At 70.1% G+C, this 16,822-nt stretch carries 13 protein-coding genes; 9 read left to right on the plus strand and 4 right to left on the minus strand.

Translation table 11 applies throughout. The features are described from left to right. The first annotated feature begins 135 nt into the window (after positions 1–135). Positions 136–1,770: a glycoside hydrolase family 13 protein gene (locus ABD259_RS19270; protein WP_344164329.1), complete on the plus strand. Its 1,635-nt coding sequence runs from the start codon at positions 136–138 to the stop codon at positions 1,768–1,770. Between the two features lie 129 nt (positions 1,771–1,899). Here the strand turns inward: ABD259_RS19270 and lepA are convergent, their stop codons facing one another. Beyond that, positions 1,900–3,741: a translation elongation factor 4 gene (gene lepA / locus ABD259_RS19275; RefSeq protein WP_344102581.1), complete on the minus strand. Its 1,842-nt coding sequence runs from the start codon at positions 3,739–3,741 to the stop codon at positions 1,900–1,902. Between the two features lie 184 nt (positions 3,742–3,925). Here lepA and ABD259_RS19280 point away from each other — a divergent pair, with 184 nt between their 5' ends. The 5 genes from ABD259_RS19280 to holA all read left to right on the plus strand — a co-directional run bounded on the left by ABD259_RS19280 (position 3,926) and on the right by holA (position 10,855). After that, positions 3,926–4,966: a hypothetical protein gene (locus tag ABD259_RS19280; RefSeq protein WP_344164332.1), complete on the plus strand. Its 1,041-nt coding sequence runs from the start codon at positions 3,926–3,928 to the stop codon at positions 4,964–4,966. A 218-nt stretch (positions 4,967–5,184) separates the two neighbouring features. After that, positions 5,185–5,457 carry a 30S ribosomal protein S20 gene (gene rpsT / locus ABD259_RS19285; RefSeq protein ID WP_344102586.1) on the plus strand — a complete coding sequence of 91 codons (273 nt, stop codon included), beginning with the start codon at positions 5,185–5,187 and terminating at the stop codon, positions 5,455–5,457. An 813-nt stretch (positions 5,458–6,270) separates the two neighbouring features. Beyond that, positions 6,271–7,434 carry a ComEA family DNA-binding protein gene (locus tag ABD259_RS19290; protein ID WP_344102588.1) on the plus strand — a complete coding sequence of 388 codons (1,164 nt, stop codon included), beginning with the start codon at positions 6,271–6,273 and terminating at the stop codon, positions 7,432–7,434. Next, positions 7,431–9,800: a ComEC/Rec2 family competence protein gene (locus tag ABD259_RS19295; protein WP_344164335.1), complete on the plus strand. Its 2,370-nt coding sequence runs from the start codon at positions 7,431–7,433 to the stop codon at positions 9,798–9,800. Before ABD259_RS19290 ends, ABD259_RS19295 begins: the two co-directional genes overlap by 4 nt. 86 nt (positions 9,801–9,886) lie before the next feature. Further along, a complete protein-coding gene (gene holA / locus ABD259_RS19300) occupies positions 9,887–10,855 on the plus strand; it encodes a DNA polymerase III subunit delta (protein ID WP_344164338.1) in 969 nt (322 codons plus the stop codon). 34 nt (positions 10,856–10,889) lie between these two features. On the opposite strand, the gene ABD259_RS19305 is transcribed toward holA, so the two are convergent. Next, the gene (locus ABD259_RS19305; RefSeq protein WP_344164428.1) at positions 10,890–11,222 is read right to left on the minus strand and encodes an ATP-binding protein; all 333 of its coding nucleotides are present in this window, start codon (positions 11,220–11,222) and stop codon (positions 10,890–10,892) included. On the opposite strand from ABD259_RS19305, the gene ABD259_RS19310 reads away from it, so the two are divergent. Then, on the plus strand, positions 11,191–11,499 hold the full coding sequence (locus ABD259_RS19310; RefSeq protein ID WP_344164416.1) for a Scr1 family TA system antitoxin-like transcriptional regulator: 309 nt from the start codon (positions 11,191–11,193) through the stop codon (positions 11,497–11,499). The genes ABD259_RS19305 and ABD259_RS19310 overlap by 32 nt on opposite strands. A gap of 5 nt (positions 11,500–11,504) precedes the next feature. After that, positions 11,505–11,732, plus strand: a complete 228-nt coding sequence (locus ABD259_RS19315) for a DUF397 domain-containing protein (protein WP_344164419.1) — start codon at positions 11,505–11,507, stop codon at positions 11,730–11,732. An 80-nt stretch (positions 11,733–11,812) separates the two neighbouring features. Here the strand turns inward: ABD259_RS19315 and ABD259_RS19320 are convergent, their stop codons facing one another. Next, complete coding sequence (locus ABD259_RS19320) at positions 11,813–13,021, minus strand: amidohydrolase family protein (protein WP_344102605.1); 1,209 nt, start codon at positions 13,019–13,021, stop codon at positions 11,813–11,815. A 283-nt stretch (positions 13,022–13,304) separates the two neighbouring features. Then, positions 13,305–14,825 carry a GTPase HflX gene (gene hflX, locus ABD259_RS19325; RefSeq protein WP_344164341.1) on the minus strand — a complete coding sequence of 507 codons (1,521 nt, stop codon included), beginning with the start codon at positions 14,823–14,825 and terminating at the stop codon, positions 13,305–13,307. Between the two features lie 302 nt (positions 14,826–15,127). On the opposite strand from hflX, the gene aceB reads away from it, so the two are divergent. Further along, on the plus strand, positions 15,128–16,732 hold the full coding sequence (gene aceB, locus ABD259_RS19330; RefSeq protein WP_344164344.1) for a malate synthase A: 1,605 nt from the start codon (positions 15,128–15,130) through the stop codon (positions 16,730–16,732). Positions 16,733–16,822 lie beyond the last annotated feature (90 nt).

Raw genomic sequence — 16,822 nt, forward strand, 5'->3', positions numbered from 1 at the left:
CAGCACTCTAATGGAAATCTTCTGCTCGTCCCTTGCAAGAAACAGGTAATCTTGCGCAAGCTCTTGCATCGCCATTTCGGCGCCGGACCGGGAACCGCCGTCACCACCGCTCCGGCGCCAGAGAGGGAACCACCCATGCCACCCACTCCCCCACACGGGACCCCCGCTTCTCCCAGCACCTCGCCGGGCTGGTGGCGCGACGCCGCCATCTACCAGATCTATGTGCGCAGCTTCGCCGACTCCAACGGGGACGGCGAGGGCGACCTGCCGGGCATCCGCCATCGCCTGCCTGAACTCGCCGCGCTCGGCGTCGACGCCGTCTGGCTCACCCCCTTCTACCTCTCCCCCCTCGCCGACGGCGGCTACGACGTGGCCGACTACCGCCAGGTGGACCCGCGCTTCGGCACTCTGGCCGACTTCGACGCGCTGACCGCGACGGCGCACGAGCTCGGCCTGCGGGTGATCATCGACATCGTGCCCAACCACACCTCGGCGGCGCACCGCTGGTTCCGCGCGGCGGTGGCGGCCGAGCCCGGAAGTCCCGAGCGGTCCCGCTACGTCTTCCGGCCTGGTAGGGGAGCCGATGGCGAGGATCCGCCGAACAACTGGCAATCGATCTTCGGTGGGCCGGCGTGGACCCGGCTGAAACGGCCGGACGGCACCCCGGAGGAGTGGTACCTGCACCTCTTCGACGCCGAGCAGCCCGACCTCGACTGGACCTCACCCGAAGTGCGGCAGGAGTTCGAGGACGTGCTGCGGTTCTGGCTGGACCGCGACGTCGACGGGTTCCGCATCGACGTGGCGCACGGCATGGTCAAGGACCCCGCGCTGCCCGACATCGCCCCCGGGCAGAAAGCCGCGCTGCTCGACGGGCAGACGCGGCTGCCCTACTTCGACCAGGAGGGGGTGCACGAGATCTACCGGCGGTGGCGGAGCCTCGTCGACTCCTACCCGGGCGAGCGCGCCCTGGTGGCCGAGGCGTGGGTGGACGACGCCCCGCGGGTGGCCCGGTACCTGCGCCCCGACGAGCTGCACCAGGCGTTCAACTTCGAGTACTTGACCGCGGAATGGGACGCGGCGGCGCTGCGTTCGGTCATCGAGGCCTCGCTGGCGGCCAACGGCGCGGTCGGCGCGACGACCACGTGGGTGCTGTCCAACCACGACGTCACCCGGCACGTCACGCGGTTCGGCGACGGCGCCCGGGGCCTGCGCCGCGCCCGCGCCGCGGCGCTGCTCACCCTCGCGCTGCCCGGTTCGGTCTATCTGTACCAGGGCGAGGAGCTGGGCCTCCCCGAGGTCGCCGACCTACCGGAGGAGGCGCTGCAGGACCCCACCTGGGAGCGCTCGGGACGCACCGAGCGCGGACGCGACGGCTGCCGGGTTCCCCTTCCTTGGGAGGGCGGCGAGCCGCCGTTCGGATTCGCCCCCGAAGGCGCGGAGCCGTGGCTCCCGATACCGGAGGCGTGGGCGGCCCTGACGCGCGCGGCGCAGCGGCGCGACGCCGACTCGACCCTGGCGCTGTACACCACCGCACTGCACGAGCGCCGCGCCCATCCGGCACTGGGCGATGGGGCGATGGAATGGGTGGCGGCGCCGGAGGGCGTCCTCGCCTTCCGCCGCGACCCCGCCTTCGCCTGCGTCGCCAACTTCTCCGACACGGCCGTCCGCTCCCCGCTCCCCGGCGGGGTGCTGCTGTCCAGCTCCCCCGTGACCACCGACGGCGACGCCTTCTTGCTGCCGCCCGACACGGCGGTGTGGCTGCGGCTCTGACGGCCGTCCGGCTTTTCCTCCCGGTGCGGCGGCAGCGGCTCGGCGCCGACACGGCGGCGGCGCGAGGGCATCACGCTCCTCCCGCCGCCGTCGTCTCCGGGTCTCCGTGGCGCTGTCCCGCGGCGGCCACTACTTCTTCTTGGCGTCCTTGTCGCCGCTGTCGTCGGTGGACAGCGCGGTGATGAAGGCCTCCTGGGGCACTTCGACGCGGCCTACCATCTTCATCCGCTTCTTGCCCTCCTTCTGCTTCTCCAGGAGCTTGCGCTTACGGCTGATGTCGCCGCCGTAGCACTTGGAGAGCACGTCCTTGCGGATGGCGCGGATGTTCTCGCGGGCGATGACCCGCGAGCCGATGGCCGCCTGAACCGGCACCTCGTACTGCTGCCGCGGGATGAGCTCGCGCAGCTTCTTGGTCATCTCGGTGCCGTAGGCGTAGGCCTTCTCCTTGTGGACGATCGCCGAGAACGCGTCGACGGCCTCGCCCTGCAAAAGGATGTCCACCTTGACCAGGTCGGACATCTGCTCGCCGGAGGGCTCGTAGTCAAGGGAGGCATAGCCCTTGGTGCGCGACTTGAGCTGGTCGAAGAAGTCGAAGACGATTTCGGCGAGCGGGAGCGTGTAGCGCATCTCCACCCGGTCCTCCGACAGGTAGTCCATGCCCTGGAGGGAGCCGCGGCGGTTCTGGCACAGCTCCATGATCGGCCCGACGAACTCGGCGGGAGAGAGCAGGGTGCCCCTGACGATCGGCTCGTAGACCTCAGCGATCTTGCCCTCGGGGAACTCGCTGGGGTTGGTCACCTGATGCTCGGTGCCGTCTTCCATGATCACCCGGTAAATGACGTTGGGCGCCGTGGAGATCAGGTCGAGGTTGAACTCGCGCTCCAGGCGGGCGCGGGTGATCTCCAGGTGCAGCAGGCCGAGGAACCCGCAGCGGAATCCGAAGCCCAGCGCCGCCGACGTCTCCGGTTCGAACACCAGCGCGGCGTCGTTGAGCTGGAGCTTCTCCAGGGCGTCGCGGAGCACCGGGTAGTCGGTGCCGTCCATCGGGTAGAGCCCGGAGAACACCATGGGCTTGGGGTCCCGGTAGCCCTCCAGCATGTCGGCCGCGCCCTTGGTGGCGGAGGTGATGGTGTCACCGACCCGCGACTGCCGGACGTCCTTGACGCCGGTGATGATGTAGCCGACCTCGCCGACACCCAGCCCTTCGACCTTGGTGGGTTCGGGGGCGATGACGCCCACTTCGAGCATCTCGTGGGTGGCGTCCGTGGACATCATCTTGATGCGCTCGCGGGTGCTGAGGCGGCCGTCCACGATCCGGACGTAGGTGACCACACCGCGGTAGGTGTCGTAGACCGAGTCGAAGATCATCGCGCGGGCCGGGGCGTCGGCGTCGCCGACGGGGGCCGGGACGCGCTGGACGATCTCGTTCAGCAGCTCCTCGACACCCTGCCCGCTCTTGGCACTGACCCGGAGGACATCGGAGGGCTCGCAGCCGATGATCCCGGCCAGCTCGGCGGCGTACTTGTCGGGCTGCGCGGCCGGAAGGTCGATCTTGTTCAGCACCGGGATGATCGCGAGATCGTTCTCCAGCGCCAGGTAGAGGTTGGCCAGGGTCTGCGCCTCGATGCCCTGGGCCGCGTCGACCAGCAGGATCGCGCCCTCACAGGCCGCCAGCGACCGCGAGACCTCGTAGCTGAAGTCGACGTGGCCGGGGGTGTCGATGAGGTTCAGGACGTAGGTGGTGTCGTCGAGCGCCGTGAAGGGCAGGCGCACCGCCTGCGACTTGATGGTGATGCCGCGTTCGCGCTCGATGTCCATCCGGTCGAGGTACTGCTCGCGCATCTTGCGGTCTTCGACGACGCCGGTCAACTGGAGCATGCGGTCGGCCAGCGTCGACTTGCCATGGTCGATGTGCGCGATGATGCAGAAGTTCCGGATCAGCGCGGGATCGGTCCGATTCGGCTGTGGCACCGTGCTCCGTTCACAAGTCTCGTACGTCGTGTGGGACATGCCGTGGTGGGACATGACCTCCGCGGGCGTCGCGCGCGGGTATCGCCGTCTATGATCCCATGACCCCCGTGGTCCCTCGCCACGGCGGCGGCAAGGACACCCGGCACACTCAGGCTAAGCGACGACCGGGAAGTGGTGGACAACGGTGAAGTGGCTGCTGACCAGGATCCTCGCCGGGCTGGCCGCGCTCCTGGTGGTCGTGGTGGGTGCGGGCGTGCTGCTGGCGGCGCAGTACGCGGGGTCACCCGCGGCGTGGGCAACCTCCACGGGACGCAACGCGGCATGGCTCGGTGGGGCCTGGGTGACGGGGGACGCGGGCCGCGAGGAGTACGCGTCCCTGGCGTCCCGGACCGAGCGGGGCGGCATCTCGGAACTGTACGTCTACCTCGGCGAGATCGACGAGGACGGGACGCTCGCGCCGGACGGCTACGCCGCGGCGGCCGAGTTTCTGGCGTGGGCGGAGCGGGAGCTGCCTGATGTGCGCGTGCTCGGCTGGATGGACTACGCGGCCGAGGGGTCCTCGCTCGTCCACGACCGGTTCGACGAGGAGCAGCGGGAGGCCGTCGCGGCGGCGGCCGGTGCGGTGCGGGAGGCGGGGTTCGACGGCGTGCACCTCGCGGTCGCGCCCGTCACCACGAACGACCCGTCGCTGCCGAAGCTGGTGGAGCAGGTGCGCACGGCGATCGGCGCGGACGGGGTGCTGTCGGTACAGGTGCAGCCGGTGGAGCTCGTCCCGGGGGCGCGGGTGCCCTCGTTCATCCTGTCGGGCGAGGAGAAGTACTGGTCCAAGGGGTACCTGGCGCGGGTCACCGAGCAGGCCGACATCGTGGTGGTCCCGGGCCACGACAGCGGGATGCCGATGTCGTCCCTGTACGGCGGCTTCATGGTGCGCCAGGTCGAGGAGACGCTCAGCGCGCTCGACGGCCCAGACGACACGATCGAGCGCGAAAACCCGGTCGCAGTACGTTTCGGTGTCCCCGCGTTCGACGACACGACCTGGGGCGAACCGTCCGGCGCGGAGAGCGTCGAGACCGCCACCGAGGCCGTGCGGATCGGGCTGACCGACAACGGTGAGCGGGATAACGTCGGGATGGCGGTGTACCTGCTCGACGACGCCGATGCGCCAGACTGGGATGCCTTCCTCACCGGCTGGGTCGACCCGGGCGGGGTCGAAGCCGAGGAATGACGGAGCCGGCCGCGCACCCGCCGAGGTGTCGTGACCACTCGTTTCGCGGATGCATAATGGAGTATCCGTGTCTCGGACGTTCCACGTTCGGTTTTGAGCCCTTCGGTTCACATACCTGGCGTTACGGCGTGTCAGGCCACTCCCGCGGATCGGCTGCCCGCGGCGCAGGGCCGGACCCGGCGGCGCAATGATCAGAATTTACTGGAGCACGTTTTCGCATGGCGAACATCAAGTCGCAGAAGAAGCGCAACCGTCAGAACGAGAAGCGCTACATGCGCAACAAGGCGGTGCGGTCTGAGCTGAAGACCGCCATCCGCAAGTTCCGCGAAGCTGCCGAGGGTGGGAATGTCGAGCAGGCCACCGAGCTGCAGCGTCACGCTGCCCGCAAGCTCGACAAGGCCGTGAGCAAGGGCGTCATCCACAGCAACCAGGCGGCGAACCGCAAGAGCGCGATCGCCAAGCGGCTGGACAAGCTGCAGAAGACCGCCTAGTCGGTACCGGATCTTTCCCGAGCCCCCCCCCCCCCGTAAGGGGCGGGGGCCGACGTGTTGTCATGTCCGCAACATCCCGACCCATCGACCAGAGCCCGGTCAGGCTCCGTGATCACCGCCGGATAGGGCCGGGATCCAGGGTCTGCTGGGCGGCCTTGTCGGCGGTCGGCCCATCCGGTGTTCGGTGGTGAAAAGCGGCATCGACGGCGGTGGGGGCTGGGGCGCCCGCTCCCCTGACGGGTGCGGCGGGGCAAGGGCTCGCAGCGTGGGGGCGATCCTTTCGCTTCGCGTGAAGCGCCTTCCGCGATACGGGAGCACTCCCCCGCCACAGACCCCCTCTGGCGATGATCATGGGGATTCTCCCGACAAACCGGACAGAACCGGGACAAATCCCATGATCATCGCGGGGAACGTGGGGCAAACCGGGCATACCCGGCGCACGGCGGCCCGCACGTCGGATTCCGGGCCGCCCGCATGCCCCGCCCAGGAAGCCGACAGGCGCGCCCCCCACCCCCGCCTCATCGCCGCCGCCCTCACCGGTCCACCCGGGAGGAGACCGGCGGGGCGAACCGCCGCCGCCCCCGCCCGGCCGCACCCCTGAGACGACTGGCGCCCCCAGTCCCCTCCGCCGTCGCTGCCGCTTTTCACCACCGAACACCGGATGGGCCGACCGCAGACAAGGCCGCCCAGCAGACAAGGCTGTAGGTCCGCTCCTCGACGGCGTTGCCGGGCCGGGTCTCAGGCGCGACAGCTATCCACAGCCTCGAAAGTCCGCCGTGACAGGCCAGGAGGCGGATTCCTAGCGTCGGTCACATGGCCTCTTCTTCTCGATCCCGACGCTCGTCCACCGACATCGCTCTGCGGCGGCTGCGCTCGCTCACCTCCGAGGAGGTGGACACCGCTGCGCCCACTTCCCCTTCCGACAGCGTTCCGCCTGAGGCGGACGGTCCGCCCAACGACGTTCCGCTGTGCACCGACATCCCCGTACCTCCGTATGCCGCCGCGTCAACGGATACCGCCACCTCCCCCGATTCCCCCGGCTCGGCCGCCGACCAGGACACCGGCGCGGACCCCACGGCGGAGCGAAACGGCCGCACCGGTCGCCACCGGCGATCGGCAGACGGCGCTAGACCCCGCACGGACCGACCCCCGGGGGAGAACGACGCTGGGGGCCGCCCACCGGACACCGCCCCGGACGACCGCCCTCCCCGTGGGTACGTCGAGGTCGACGGTTCCCCGCCGCCTCGTTCACGGCTCTCGGCCCTCGCCGAGTTACTCCCGTCCGGATGGGCCGAGCAGCCGCTGCTGAACCGCGGCAGCCTTCAGGCCCTCCTCGTTGTCTGCGCCTGCGCCATCCTCGCCACCGCCTGGTTCCTGCTCCAATCCCGGCCCGACGCCACACCCGCGCCCGAGCTGATCTCCGATCATGGGCTCGCACCCTCCCCCAGTGGCACGGCGCCAGCCGCCCCCTCGTCCGCCCCGGCCGCTTCGCCCACCGGCGAGGTGATCGTCCACGTCGGCGGAAAAGTCGAGACGCCAGGCGTGTACTCCCTCCCCGCGGGCTCCCGGGTGGCCGACGCGATCGAGGCGGCAGGTGGCGTCAGCGCCGACGCCGATGTGGACACCGATACCCTCAACCTCGCCCGGCCCCTCGTCGACGGTGAGCGGGTCCTGGTGGGTGTCACGCCCTCCCCCGGAGCCCCCGGTCCCACCGGGGCCGCTCCCCGCGCGGGGATGCCCGGCGTGCCCAGCGGCCCCGGTGCGGTGGACGCTCCGGGCCCCCTCGACCTGAACACCGCAACCTCCGAGCAGTTGCAGACGCTGCCGGGCATCGGGCCGGTGCTGGCCGAGCGCATCGTGCGGTTCCGCGACACCAACGGCGGCTTCGGCAGCGTGAAGCAGTTGCGGGAGGTCAGCGGTATCGGCGAGCGGCGCTTCGCCGATCTGCGCGAGCGCGTCTGGGTGAGTGCCCGATGACTACCTGGCTCGGAACCGACGCCGCCGGAATGGGAGCCCCCCGCGACCTGCGGTTGGTCGCTCCCGCCGTGGCCACCTGGGGCACGGCTCTCCCCCTGCTGAACGCCCCTCCGTCCTCCTCGCTCATCGTCGCGCTCATCACCGGATGCGCCGCACTGCTCCTGTTGCCGTTCGTCCGGCACGGGACCGCCGCCGAGATGGCGACGGCCCCCGTGGTCGCGGTGCTTGCGTGCGCGTGCGCGGCGGCCCTGGTAGTCGGAGCGCGGGTCACCATGGTGCGGGTGAGTCCGGTCGCCGTGCTCGCCGAGGACGAAGGGCGGGCCGCCTTCACCGCTGTCATCACCCGGGACCCGCGCCCCCGGTCCGGTCTCCCCCGGCCGGGGCGCGCCGAGTACGTCATCGAGGCGCGCACCACGTGGGTCCGGGTGGGTCGCGACCGCGTCCCGACGCGGGTCCCCGTCGTCATCCTGGCCTCGGGTGCGGAGTGGCGGCGCCTGGTCCCCAGCCAGAGGGTGCGGGCTTCGGGTGTGTTCCTGGGCACCAACGACGCGCTGACGGCGGCTCTCGTTCCCGTACGCGGACCACCCGAGGAAATCGCACCGCCATCCACCGCACACGCCGTCGCGGGTCTGGCCCGAGAGCGGTTGCGAGGCGCGTCGGAGTCCCTGCCCCATCCGGAACGTGGCCTACTGCCCGCCCTCCTGGTGGGCGACACCTCCGAGCTGCGTCCCGAGACCGCCGAGCACTTTCGCGCCACCGGGATGACCCACCTGCTCACCGTCTCCGGATCCAACCTCGCCATCATGACCGGCGTCGTTATCGGCCTCTCCCGACGGTTGCACGGGCCCACCTGGTGCACCGTCCTCGGTGGAGCCGCGATGATCGCGGTGTTCGTGCTGCTGGCGCGGCCGGAACCGAGCGTCGTACGGGCCGCGTTCATGGGCGCCATCGCGCTGCTTGCACTGGCTCTGGGGCGACGGCATACCGGCCTTGCCGCGCTGAGCGCGACCGTCATCGGGCTCCTGCTGTTCGACCCCGCGCTCGCCGGGTCCTATGGCTTCGCGCTGTCCGTACTGGCCACGGGCGGAATCCTGCTGCTGGCGCCAAGGTGGACACGAACGTGGTCGCAGCGGATGCCCCGGCCCCTCGCTGAGGCGGTGGCGGTGGCGCTCGCCGCGCATGTGGCGTGCGCGCCCGTGCTGGTATTGCTGTCCGAGGAGGTGAGCTGGGTCGCCATCCCCGCGAACGTCGCCGCTGCCCCGATGGTCGGGGCGGCCACCGTTCTCGGTCTGTTCGTGGCCGCGATAGCACTGGTCTCCCCTCTGGCGGCGGCGGTCGTGATCGGGGTCCCCGGGCTGGCCGTCGCCTGGATCGCCGCCGTCGCGGAGGCGGGGGCGCGCGTGCCCCACGGCACCGTTCCGTGGCGCCCCGATGTCACCGGGGCCCTGGTCCTCGCGGCGCTGATCGCGCTCGCTCTGCTCCTTAGGGGCTGGGCACGCCGGATCGCGGTCGTGGTGGCCGTCGCGATCGGTGGCACCGTCGCCCTGGTCCAGTGTGTCGCCCCGTCGTGGCCGCCGCCCGGGTGGGCCGTCGTTACCTGCGACGTCGGGCAGGGCGATGCCGTCGTCCTCGACGCGGGAGACGGCACCGCGGTACTGGTGGATACCGGCGAGGAGGCGGGCGCGGTGGACGACTGTCTGGACCGGCTCGGCATCAGGGAGGTGTCCCTGCTCATCCTCACGCACGACCACGCCGATCACGTCGACGCCGCACCGGCCGTGGCGCGCGGCCGGTCCGTGCGCGCCGCCCTCGCCCCTCCGGGGTTCGCCGACAGCACCGTCGGACGGACGCTCCGGGCCCAGGGGGTGCCGCTGCACGCGGGGGTAGCGGGACGAACACTGCGCTCGGGGTTATGGCGGCTCGACGTCCTGGGACCGCGTGATGGTGCGATCGGCAACCTGAACGACCGCAGCGTGGTGGTCCGGGCCGAACGCGCACCGGCTCCCGGCTCCGGCGAGGTGCCCGTGTCGGTGCTGCTCTCCGGCGACATCGAAGAGTCCGCGCAGCTGTCCCTGCTCTCTTCGGGCCCCGCACTGGACGTGGACGTGCTCAAGACCCCGCACCACGGATCGGCGGCGCAGGATCCGGCGTTCTTACGGGCGACCCGGCCCGTGATCACCCTCACCTCCGTCGGCGCGGATAACACCTACGGCCACCCCGCCCCCGCGACCATGCGGCGGCTGGAGGCCCTCACCGCCGCCAACTACCGCACCGACCTGCACGGCGACATCGCCGTCATCACCGGCCCGGACGGCCTCGCGGTCGTGTGCGAACGCCGCTGCGGCACCACGGAACAGGACACCTGAGTCGGAGCGTCCAGCCGCCCCTTCCCACCGAATGAGCCGCATCGGATCCGCATCGGGATGTCCCCGGAACATGGCATGCTGCATGCATGGGCTCCACCTCCGTCTCCCCGATCACCGTCGTCGTCGGCGACGAGGAACTCCTCGTCGACCGGGCCGTGGCCGAACTGGTCGCCTCGGTGCGCGCCGACGACCCCGACGTGGACGTCCACGATCTGGCCCCTAGCCAGGTGACGGCCGGGAAACTGGTGGAGGTTACCTCGCCTTCGCTGTTCGGTGAGCGCCGTATCGTCGTGCTGCGCTCGGCCCAGGACCTCACCAAGGATCTCGCGACCGAGGTCACGGGATACCTCAAAGCCCCGGCCGACGACGTCATCATGGTCGTGGTTCACGCCGGGGGCGCGAAGGGCAAGGCGCTACTCGAAGCCGCGGTGAAGGCCGGCGCCAAGCGCATCAACTGCCCGAAGCCGACCAAGGCGAACGAGCGCCTGCAGTTCATCAAGGGCGAATTCTCCCGGGCCGGACGGCAGATCACGGCGGACGCGGCCCAGTCACTGCTCGACGCGATCGGCAACGACCTGCGCGAGCTAGCCGCCGCCTGCACCCAACTGGTCGCCGACACCGAGGGCCGCGTCGACGCCGCCGCCGTCGCCCGCTACCACACCGGCAAGGCCGAGGCCTCCGGCTTCACCGTCGCCGACCGCGCGGTGGAAGGCCGCCTGCCCGAGGCTTTGGAGCAGCTGCGCTGGTCGCTGGCGGTGGGCACCGCACCGGTCCTCATCAACAGCGCCCTGGCCGGAGCCGTCCGCGGCCTGGCCGTGGCCGCCCAGCCGCCCCGGGGCATGTCCGAGGCGGAACTCGCCAAGCGCGCCAAGGTCCCGCCGTGGAAGCTCAAAACCCTCCGCCAACAGGCCCGCGGCTGGTCCCCCCAGGGCGTGGCCCGCGCTATGGAGGTCATCGCCGAAACCGACGCCCTCATCAAGGGCGCCGGCCGCGACCCGGCCTACGCGTTGGAACGCGCCGTCATCGAGATCGCCTCCGCACGCGGGCAGCGCTAGCGCTAGAGCTCCCAGCCGTCGCTCCCGTGGCGGTTCAGGCGATGTTCCAGGCGCTGTCGCGCAGGTCGTAGGCCAGGTAGAACCACACATGCCTGTGGCTGACCCACCCGCTGTCACCCCACGTGGTGGCGAACGCGTCGATCAGCACCAGCCCGCGCCCGGTCTCGGAACCGGTGTCGAACCCGGCCGGATCGATGCGCAGGTAGTCGCGGGCACTCCCCCGGCCGTGGGCTTGGCCGTGGTCGCGGCAGGTCAGCTTGATCCCGTCGAGGGAGCGTTCGGCCACCAGGGTGGACGAAGCCGCGCTGCGGCGCATGATCGGCGGTAGAGAGGTCATGTTGGCCCAGTTGGAGCACCTGTTGCACATGGCGCAGCTACCCAACATCGATGTCCAGGTGCTTCCCTACGAGGCGGGAGCCCACGCAGCTCTTGCCGCGCCGTTCACTATCTTGGAGTTTGCCGAGCCCCTAGGTACGCCGATCGTCTACGTCGGGACTGTTACGGACGCCATCTTCCTCGAAGAGGCAGAAGACATCAGCCAGTACAACGCAACGTTTGGCGACGTTCAGGGGTCTGCCCTTAGCACTGTCCGATCCGCCGCTTTCATTGAACAAGTGGCGGCATCCTTGGAGAGCGAGAAGTGACAGAAATGAGATTCTGGAAGAGCAGCTACAGCGGCCAGGATCAGGACTGCGTCGAAGTCGCCCACTTCCGGAAGAGCACCCACAGCGGCCAGCACCAAGCCTGCGTCGAGATCGCCGACCTCCCCACCGGAGCCGCCCTCCGCGACTCCAAACACCCGCACCACGGCCATCTCCCCTTCCCCGCCCCCGAATGGGCCGCCTTCCTCACCGCCGCCCGGACCCGAAGACTCTGACCCCCAAGACGTAGGGCGGCCACCAGCGCCGATGGCCATCGTTCGGCCCCGCCCCGCCTAGGGCCGCGGTTCGGCGACCATCACCTGATGGTCTCGCCGCCGCGCCACACGCGCAGGGTCTTCAAGCCGTAGGACCAGGCGAAGGCGCCCTCGTGGTCGGCGTCCCACTGGACGATGTCGGCGTAGCAGCCCGGGGTGAGAACGCCCCGGTCGGTGAGGCCGAGCGCGAAGGCGCCGCCGACGGTGGCGGACCGCAGTGCTTCCAGGACGCTCATGTTGAACATCGCGATGGCCAGGGCGATCGCCGTGGGCAGCGAGGTCAGGCCGGACTGCCCGGGATTGTGGTCGGTGCCCAGGCCGACGGGGACACCGTGGTCGAGCAGTGCCCGGACCGGCGGATTGCTGTGCTCGTGCAGCGACGTCGTCGGGCACACCACGACCGGTGTGGTCGTCTTGGCCAGCGCGAGGATGTCCTCCTCGTCGGTCTCGTGCACGAGGTCGACGGACGTGCACTGCAGATCGGTGGCCATCCGGACGGCGCCGTGGCGGGGCTTGGCGCAGGCGTGCATGTGGGTCTTGAGACCCGCGCCCTGGCCCGCCGAGAGCAGGCGGTGCGCGTCCTCGGCGGTGAACTGCTGGTTATCGCAGTAGACGTCCACGCCGTCGGCTCCGGCCTGGGCGGCGTCGCCGAGCCAGGAGCAGACGGCGTCGACGTAGTCGTGCGGGCGCCCGAAGTACTCCGGCGGTACGGCGTGCGCGGCGAAGAAGGTGGCGTGCAGCCGGGGCATGCCCGGCTCCTCCTCCAGGGAGCGCAGCAGCCGGATGTCGGAGAGTTCGCCGTCGCGCGTGAGGTGGTACCCGGTCTTGGCCTCCACGGTGGTGCAGCCCGAGAGCACCCAGTGCCGCAGCCGCTCCCGCACCGCGTTGCACAGGGTCCACGGGTCGGTTCCGCGCGTGACGGTCACGGTCGAGGCGACGCCGCCGCCGGCTCCGGTGATCTCGGTCTTGGAGGCACCGCTGGCGCGCATGGTGATCTCGGCATAGCGGTTGCCCGCGTAGACGGGGTGGCAGTGCGCGTCGATCAGTCCGGGAGTGACCAGTCCGCCACCGAGGTTGTCGACCTCGTCGACGTCGACGATGTCTTCGATGATGCCGGGGAGGCTCTGCGGTAGTTCCGCGGCGGGTCCCACCCACGCGACCCGGTCGTGCTGGAGCAGCATGGCGGCGTTGCTGAGGAGGTCGGTCCCGGTCCACAGCCGTCCGATGTTCGTGAGCAGTCGCACTGTCATCGTCTCACCGGCCTGCCTTGGGGGTCAGCACCGCGCCGATACGGACACAAGGGCAGGTCGGAGCATGCGGGAAGACATAAGCGACCTCGATCTCGACTGGTCCGGAGGGGGAGGGAAAGAGGAGGCGGCGGGGCCGTCGGCTCACGTTCCTCATACCGGTGACTCAGAACCGTAGTTCATCGGCGGACCGCGTGTACACCTCTTCCCCGCTTATACATGGCAACGGCGGAACCCCGCCCGGGGTTCCGCCGTTGCCGCTCAGATTGTTCTCGGCCGGTTCTTCTCAGCCGACCGGTACGGCGAACTCCTCCAGCTTCCCTGCCAGGAACGCGGGCACGTAGGCGTGCAGGGACGTTCCGTCGCCGGTGTGCTCCTCGGCGACGATGCGGCCTTCCTCGTGAACGCGCGAAACCAGGTCGCCCCGCTCGTAGGGGAGCACAACCCGGACTTCCCGGTCGAGCTCCGGCAGGGCCACCGAGACCGCCTCGATCAGCTCCGACACGCCCGTTCCCGTGCGGGCGGACACCTCGACGGAGCGCGGCTCGCGGGTGCGCATCTGCTTGAGCACGATCGGGTCGGCGGCATCGGTCTTGTTGAAGACGATCAGTTCGGGAACGTCCTGGGCGCCGATCTCACCGAACACCTCGCGTACCGACGCGAGCTGCTGCTCGGGGTCGGGGTGCGAGGCGTCGACGACGTGCAGGATCAGGTCGGCGTCGGCGACCTCCTCCAGGGTCGAGCGGAACGCCTCCACCAGCTGGTGCGGCAGGTGCCGGACGAATCCGACGGTGTCGCTCAGCGTGAACCCGCGGCCGTCGGGCGTGCGGGCCTGGCGGACGGTCGGGTCCAGGGTGGCGAACAGCGCGTTCTCCACCAGCACGCCCGCGCCGGTCAGGCGGTTGAGCAGGCTCGACTTGCCCGCGTTGGTGTATCCGGCGATGGCCACCGCCGGCACCTGCCGCACACGGCGCTGGTCGCGCTTGACCTCACGGGCCGTGCCCATCTGGGAGAGCTGGCGGCGCAGCTTGGCCATCCGGGCGTTGATGCGGCGCCGGTCGGTCTCGATCTTGGTCTCACCGGGGCCGCGCAGCCCCACGCCGCCGTTGCCGCCCGCGCGTCCGCCCGCCTGCCGGGACAGGGAGTCACCCCAGCCGCGCAGGCGCGGCAGCAGGTAGTTGAGCTGCGCGAGTTCGACCTGGGCCTTACCCTCGCGGCTGCGCGCGTGCTGGGCGAAGATGTCGAGGATGAGCGCGGTGCGGTCGATGACCTTCACCTTGACCACATCCTCCAGCTGGCGCAGCTGGCCAGGGGTGAGTTCACCGTCGCAGATCAGGGTGTCGGCGCCGGTGCTCTCGACGATGTCGCGCAGTTCGCCCGCCTTGCCGCGGCCGACGTAGGTGGCCGGGTCGGGCTTGGGGCGGCGCTGGGTGGCGCCTTCGAGGACCATCGCGCCCGCCGTCTCGGCGAGCAGCTTGAGCTCCATGAGCGAGTTGTCGGCGTCCGCCTGGGTCCCGGAGGTCCACACACCGATGAGGACGACCCGCTCCAGGCGGAGCGAGCGGTACTCGACTTCGGTGACGTCGGTGAGTTCGGTGGAGAGCCCGGCGACCCTGCGCAGCGCATGGCGGTCGGCGAGCTCCATCTCCCCCTGGTCGGGGGTCGCGGCGTCGTCGGATCCCGTTTCAGAGGCGAGCAGCGCATCGGTGTCCAGGTCTCCGACGGCGATCGCGGCACGGCCCCCGTCCCTGCCCTGCGCGTGGACACGCGCGGTGGGGTCGGAGCCGTGGTCGTAAAGCTTATTCATATCCCTCCAGCAGGGGCAACGTCCCGGGGACGGCGGTTGTTCCCTCGGATAGTGACACGTCGACCGGGTATTGGCATCTGGTTTTCATCTGGGGGAACGTGGCTCATACCACACCCCTTCCCGCGCCAGCCGGGAAGAAGCCAAAAAGGCGCGAATTTTCACTAGAAAAGAGTCGATATTTTCCGCAAGCCGGAAAGTATTGTGATGTGTGAGACGCTCACAACGTTGACCACACCCCCACCGGGGAGTAGCGTCATATTCCACATAACAGAAGCAAATTTCGCTTTGTGGAAGGTTATCCCATGGGCGCCACGAACGGGGTCGAGGTCACCGGCCCCCTGCACGAGCGGTACGACGAGATCCTCACCGATGACGCACTCGCCCTCATCGCCGATCTGCACCGGAGGTTCGAGGGCCGCCGTCAAGAGCTGCTGGCCGCGCGCAAGCGCCGCCAAGCCGAGATCTCGGCCGGTGCCAACCTCGACTTTCTGCCGGAGACCCGGGAGATCCGGGAGGACCCGGACTGGAAGGTCGCGCCGCCCGCTCCCGGGATCACCGACCGTCGGGTGGAGATCACCGGCCCCACCGACCGCAAGATGACGATCAACGCGCTCAACTCCGGGGCGAAGGTGTGGCTGGCCGACTTCGAGGACGCCAACACCCCGCTGTGGGAGAACATGATCGGCGGCCAGCTCAACCTGCGCGACGCGCTGGACCGCACCATCGACTTCTCCACCCCCGAAGGCAAGAGCTACGCGCTGAAGGACGACAACGGACTCGCCACCATCGTCGTCCGCCCCCGCGGTTGGCATCTGGACGAGAAGCACATCCTGGTCGACGGCCAGCGCACCTCCGGCGGCATCGTCGACTTCGCGCTCTACTTCTTCCACTGCGCGCGCCGCCAGCTCGACAAGGGCAAGGGTCCCTACTTCTACCTGCCCAAGATGGAGAGCCACCTCGAAGCGCGGCTGTGGAACGAGATCTTCGTCGTCGCCCAGGAGCGCCTCGGCATCCCGCGCGGCACCATCCGCGCCACCGTGCTCATCGAGACGATCCCCGCCGCTTTCGAGATGGAGGAGATCCTCTACGAGCTGGGCGAGCACTCCGCCGGGCTCAACGCCGGGCGCTGGGACTACCTCTTCAGCATGATCAAGGTCCACCGCACCCGCGGCCGCCGCTTCCTGCTGCCCGAGCGCAACGCCGTCACCATGACCGCCCCGTTCATGCGCGCCTACACCGAGCTGCTCGTCAGCACCTGCCACAAGCGCGGTGCCTTCGCCATCGGCGGCATGGCCGCCTTCATCCCCAGCCGCCGCGACCCCGAGGTCAACGAGCGCGCCCTGGCCAAGGTGCGCGACGACAAGGCCCGGGAGTCCGGCGACGGCTTCGACGGCTCCTGGGTGGCCCACCCCGACCTGGTCCCGGTCGCCATGGAGATCTTCGACGGCGTCCTGGGCGACCGCCCCAACCAGCTCGACCGGCTGCGCGACGACGTCAGTGTCAAGGCCGACGACCTCCTGGCGGTCGACGCCACGGAGGGCGGCATCACCGAGGCCGGGCTGCGCTCCAACATCGAGGTGGCGCTGCAGTACCTGGCCGCGTGGATCGGCGGGAACGGCGCCGTCGCCATCCACAACCTCATGGAAGACGCCGCCACCGCCGAGATCTCCCGCTCTCAGATCTGGCAGTGGCTGCACAACGACGTCACCCTCGACGACGGCCCCAAGGTCACCCGCGAGCTCGTCGACCGCATCATCGACGAGGAGCTGGCCAAGCTCCGCGAGGCGAGTGGGGCGGCGTTCGACGCCGAGCTCTACGAACGCGCCCGGGAGCTGTTCAAGGAGGTCGCCCTGGCCGACGATTACGCCGACTTCCTGACCCTTCCGGCCTACGAGCGGATGCCGTAACGTCAGGAGACATCCACCGTCGGTGGGGCGGCCGGACCTGTGGGTGACCGGCCGGCCCACCGGCACCCGGTGCCATCGGACGGGGAGGGG

Origin of the sequence: Nocardiopsis rhodophaea (genome assembly GCF_039530945.1) — a bacterium.
Lineage (GTDB): Bacteria > Actinomycetota > Actinomycetes > Streptosporangiales > Streptosporangiaceae > Nocardiopsis_C > Nocardiopsis_C rhodophaea.

Excerpts from the sequence above, each read along its gene's own strand:
- holA (WP_344164338.1), top strand. The coding sequence starts at position 9,887 with ATGGGCTCCACCTCCGTCTCCCCGATCACCGTCGTCGTCGGCGACGAG.
- ABD259_RS19295 (WP_344164335.1), top strand. The coding sequence starts at position 7,431 with ATGACTACCTGGCTCGGAACCGACGCCGCCGGAATGGGAGCCCCCCGC.
- hflX (WP_344164341.1), bottom strand. The coding sequence starts at position 14,825 with ATGAATAAGCTTTACGACCACGGCTCCGACCCCACCGCGCGTGTCCAC.
- ABD259_RS19290 (WP_344102588.1), top strand. The coding sequence starts at position 6,271 with ATGGCCTCTTCTTCTCGATCCCGACGCTCGTCCACCGACATCGCTCTG.
- ABD259_RS19305 (WP_344164428.1), bottom strand. The coding sequence starts at position 11,222 with ATGTGCAACAGGTGCTCCAACTGGGCCAACATGACCTCTCTACCGCCG.
- rpsT (WP_344102586.1), top strand. The coding sequence starts at position 5,185 with ATGGCGAACATCAAGTCGCAGAAGAAGCGCAACCGTCAGAACGAGAAG.
- ABD259_RS19315 (WP_344164419.1), top strand. The coding sequence starts at position 11,505 with ATGAGATTCTGGAAGAGCAGCTACAGCGGCCAGGATCAGGACTGCGTC.
- ABD259_RS19270 (WP_344164329.1), top strand. The coding sequence starts at position 136 with ATGCCACCCACTCCCCCACACGGGACCCCCGCTTCTCCCAGCACCTCG.
- aceB (WP_344164344.1), top strand. The coding sequence starts at position 15,128 with ATGGGCGCCACGAACGGGGTCGAGGTCACCGGCCCCCTGCACGAGCGG.
- ABD259_RS19310 (WP_344164416.1), top strand. The coding sequence starts at position 11,191 with ATGTTGGCCCAGTTGGAGCACCTGTTGCACATGGCGCAGCTACCCAAC.
- ABD259_RS19320 (WP_344102605.1), bottom strand. The coding sequence starts at position 13,021 with ATGACAGTGCGACTGCTCACGAACATCGGACGGCTGTGGACCGGGACC.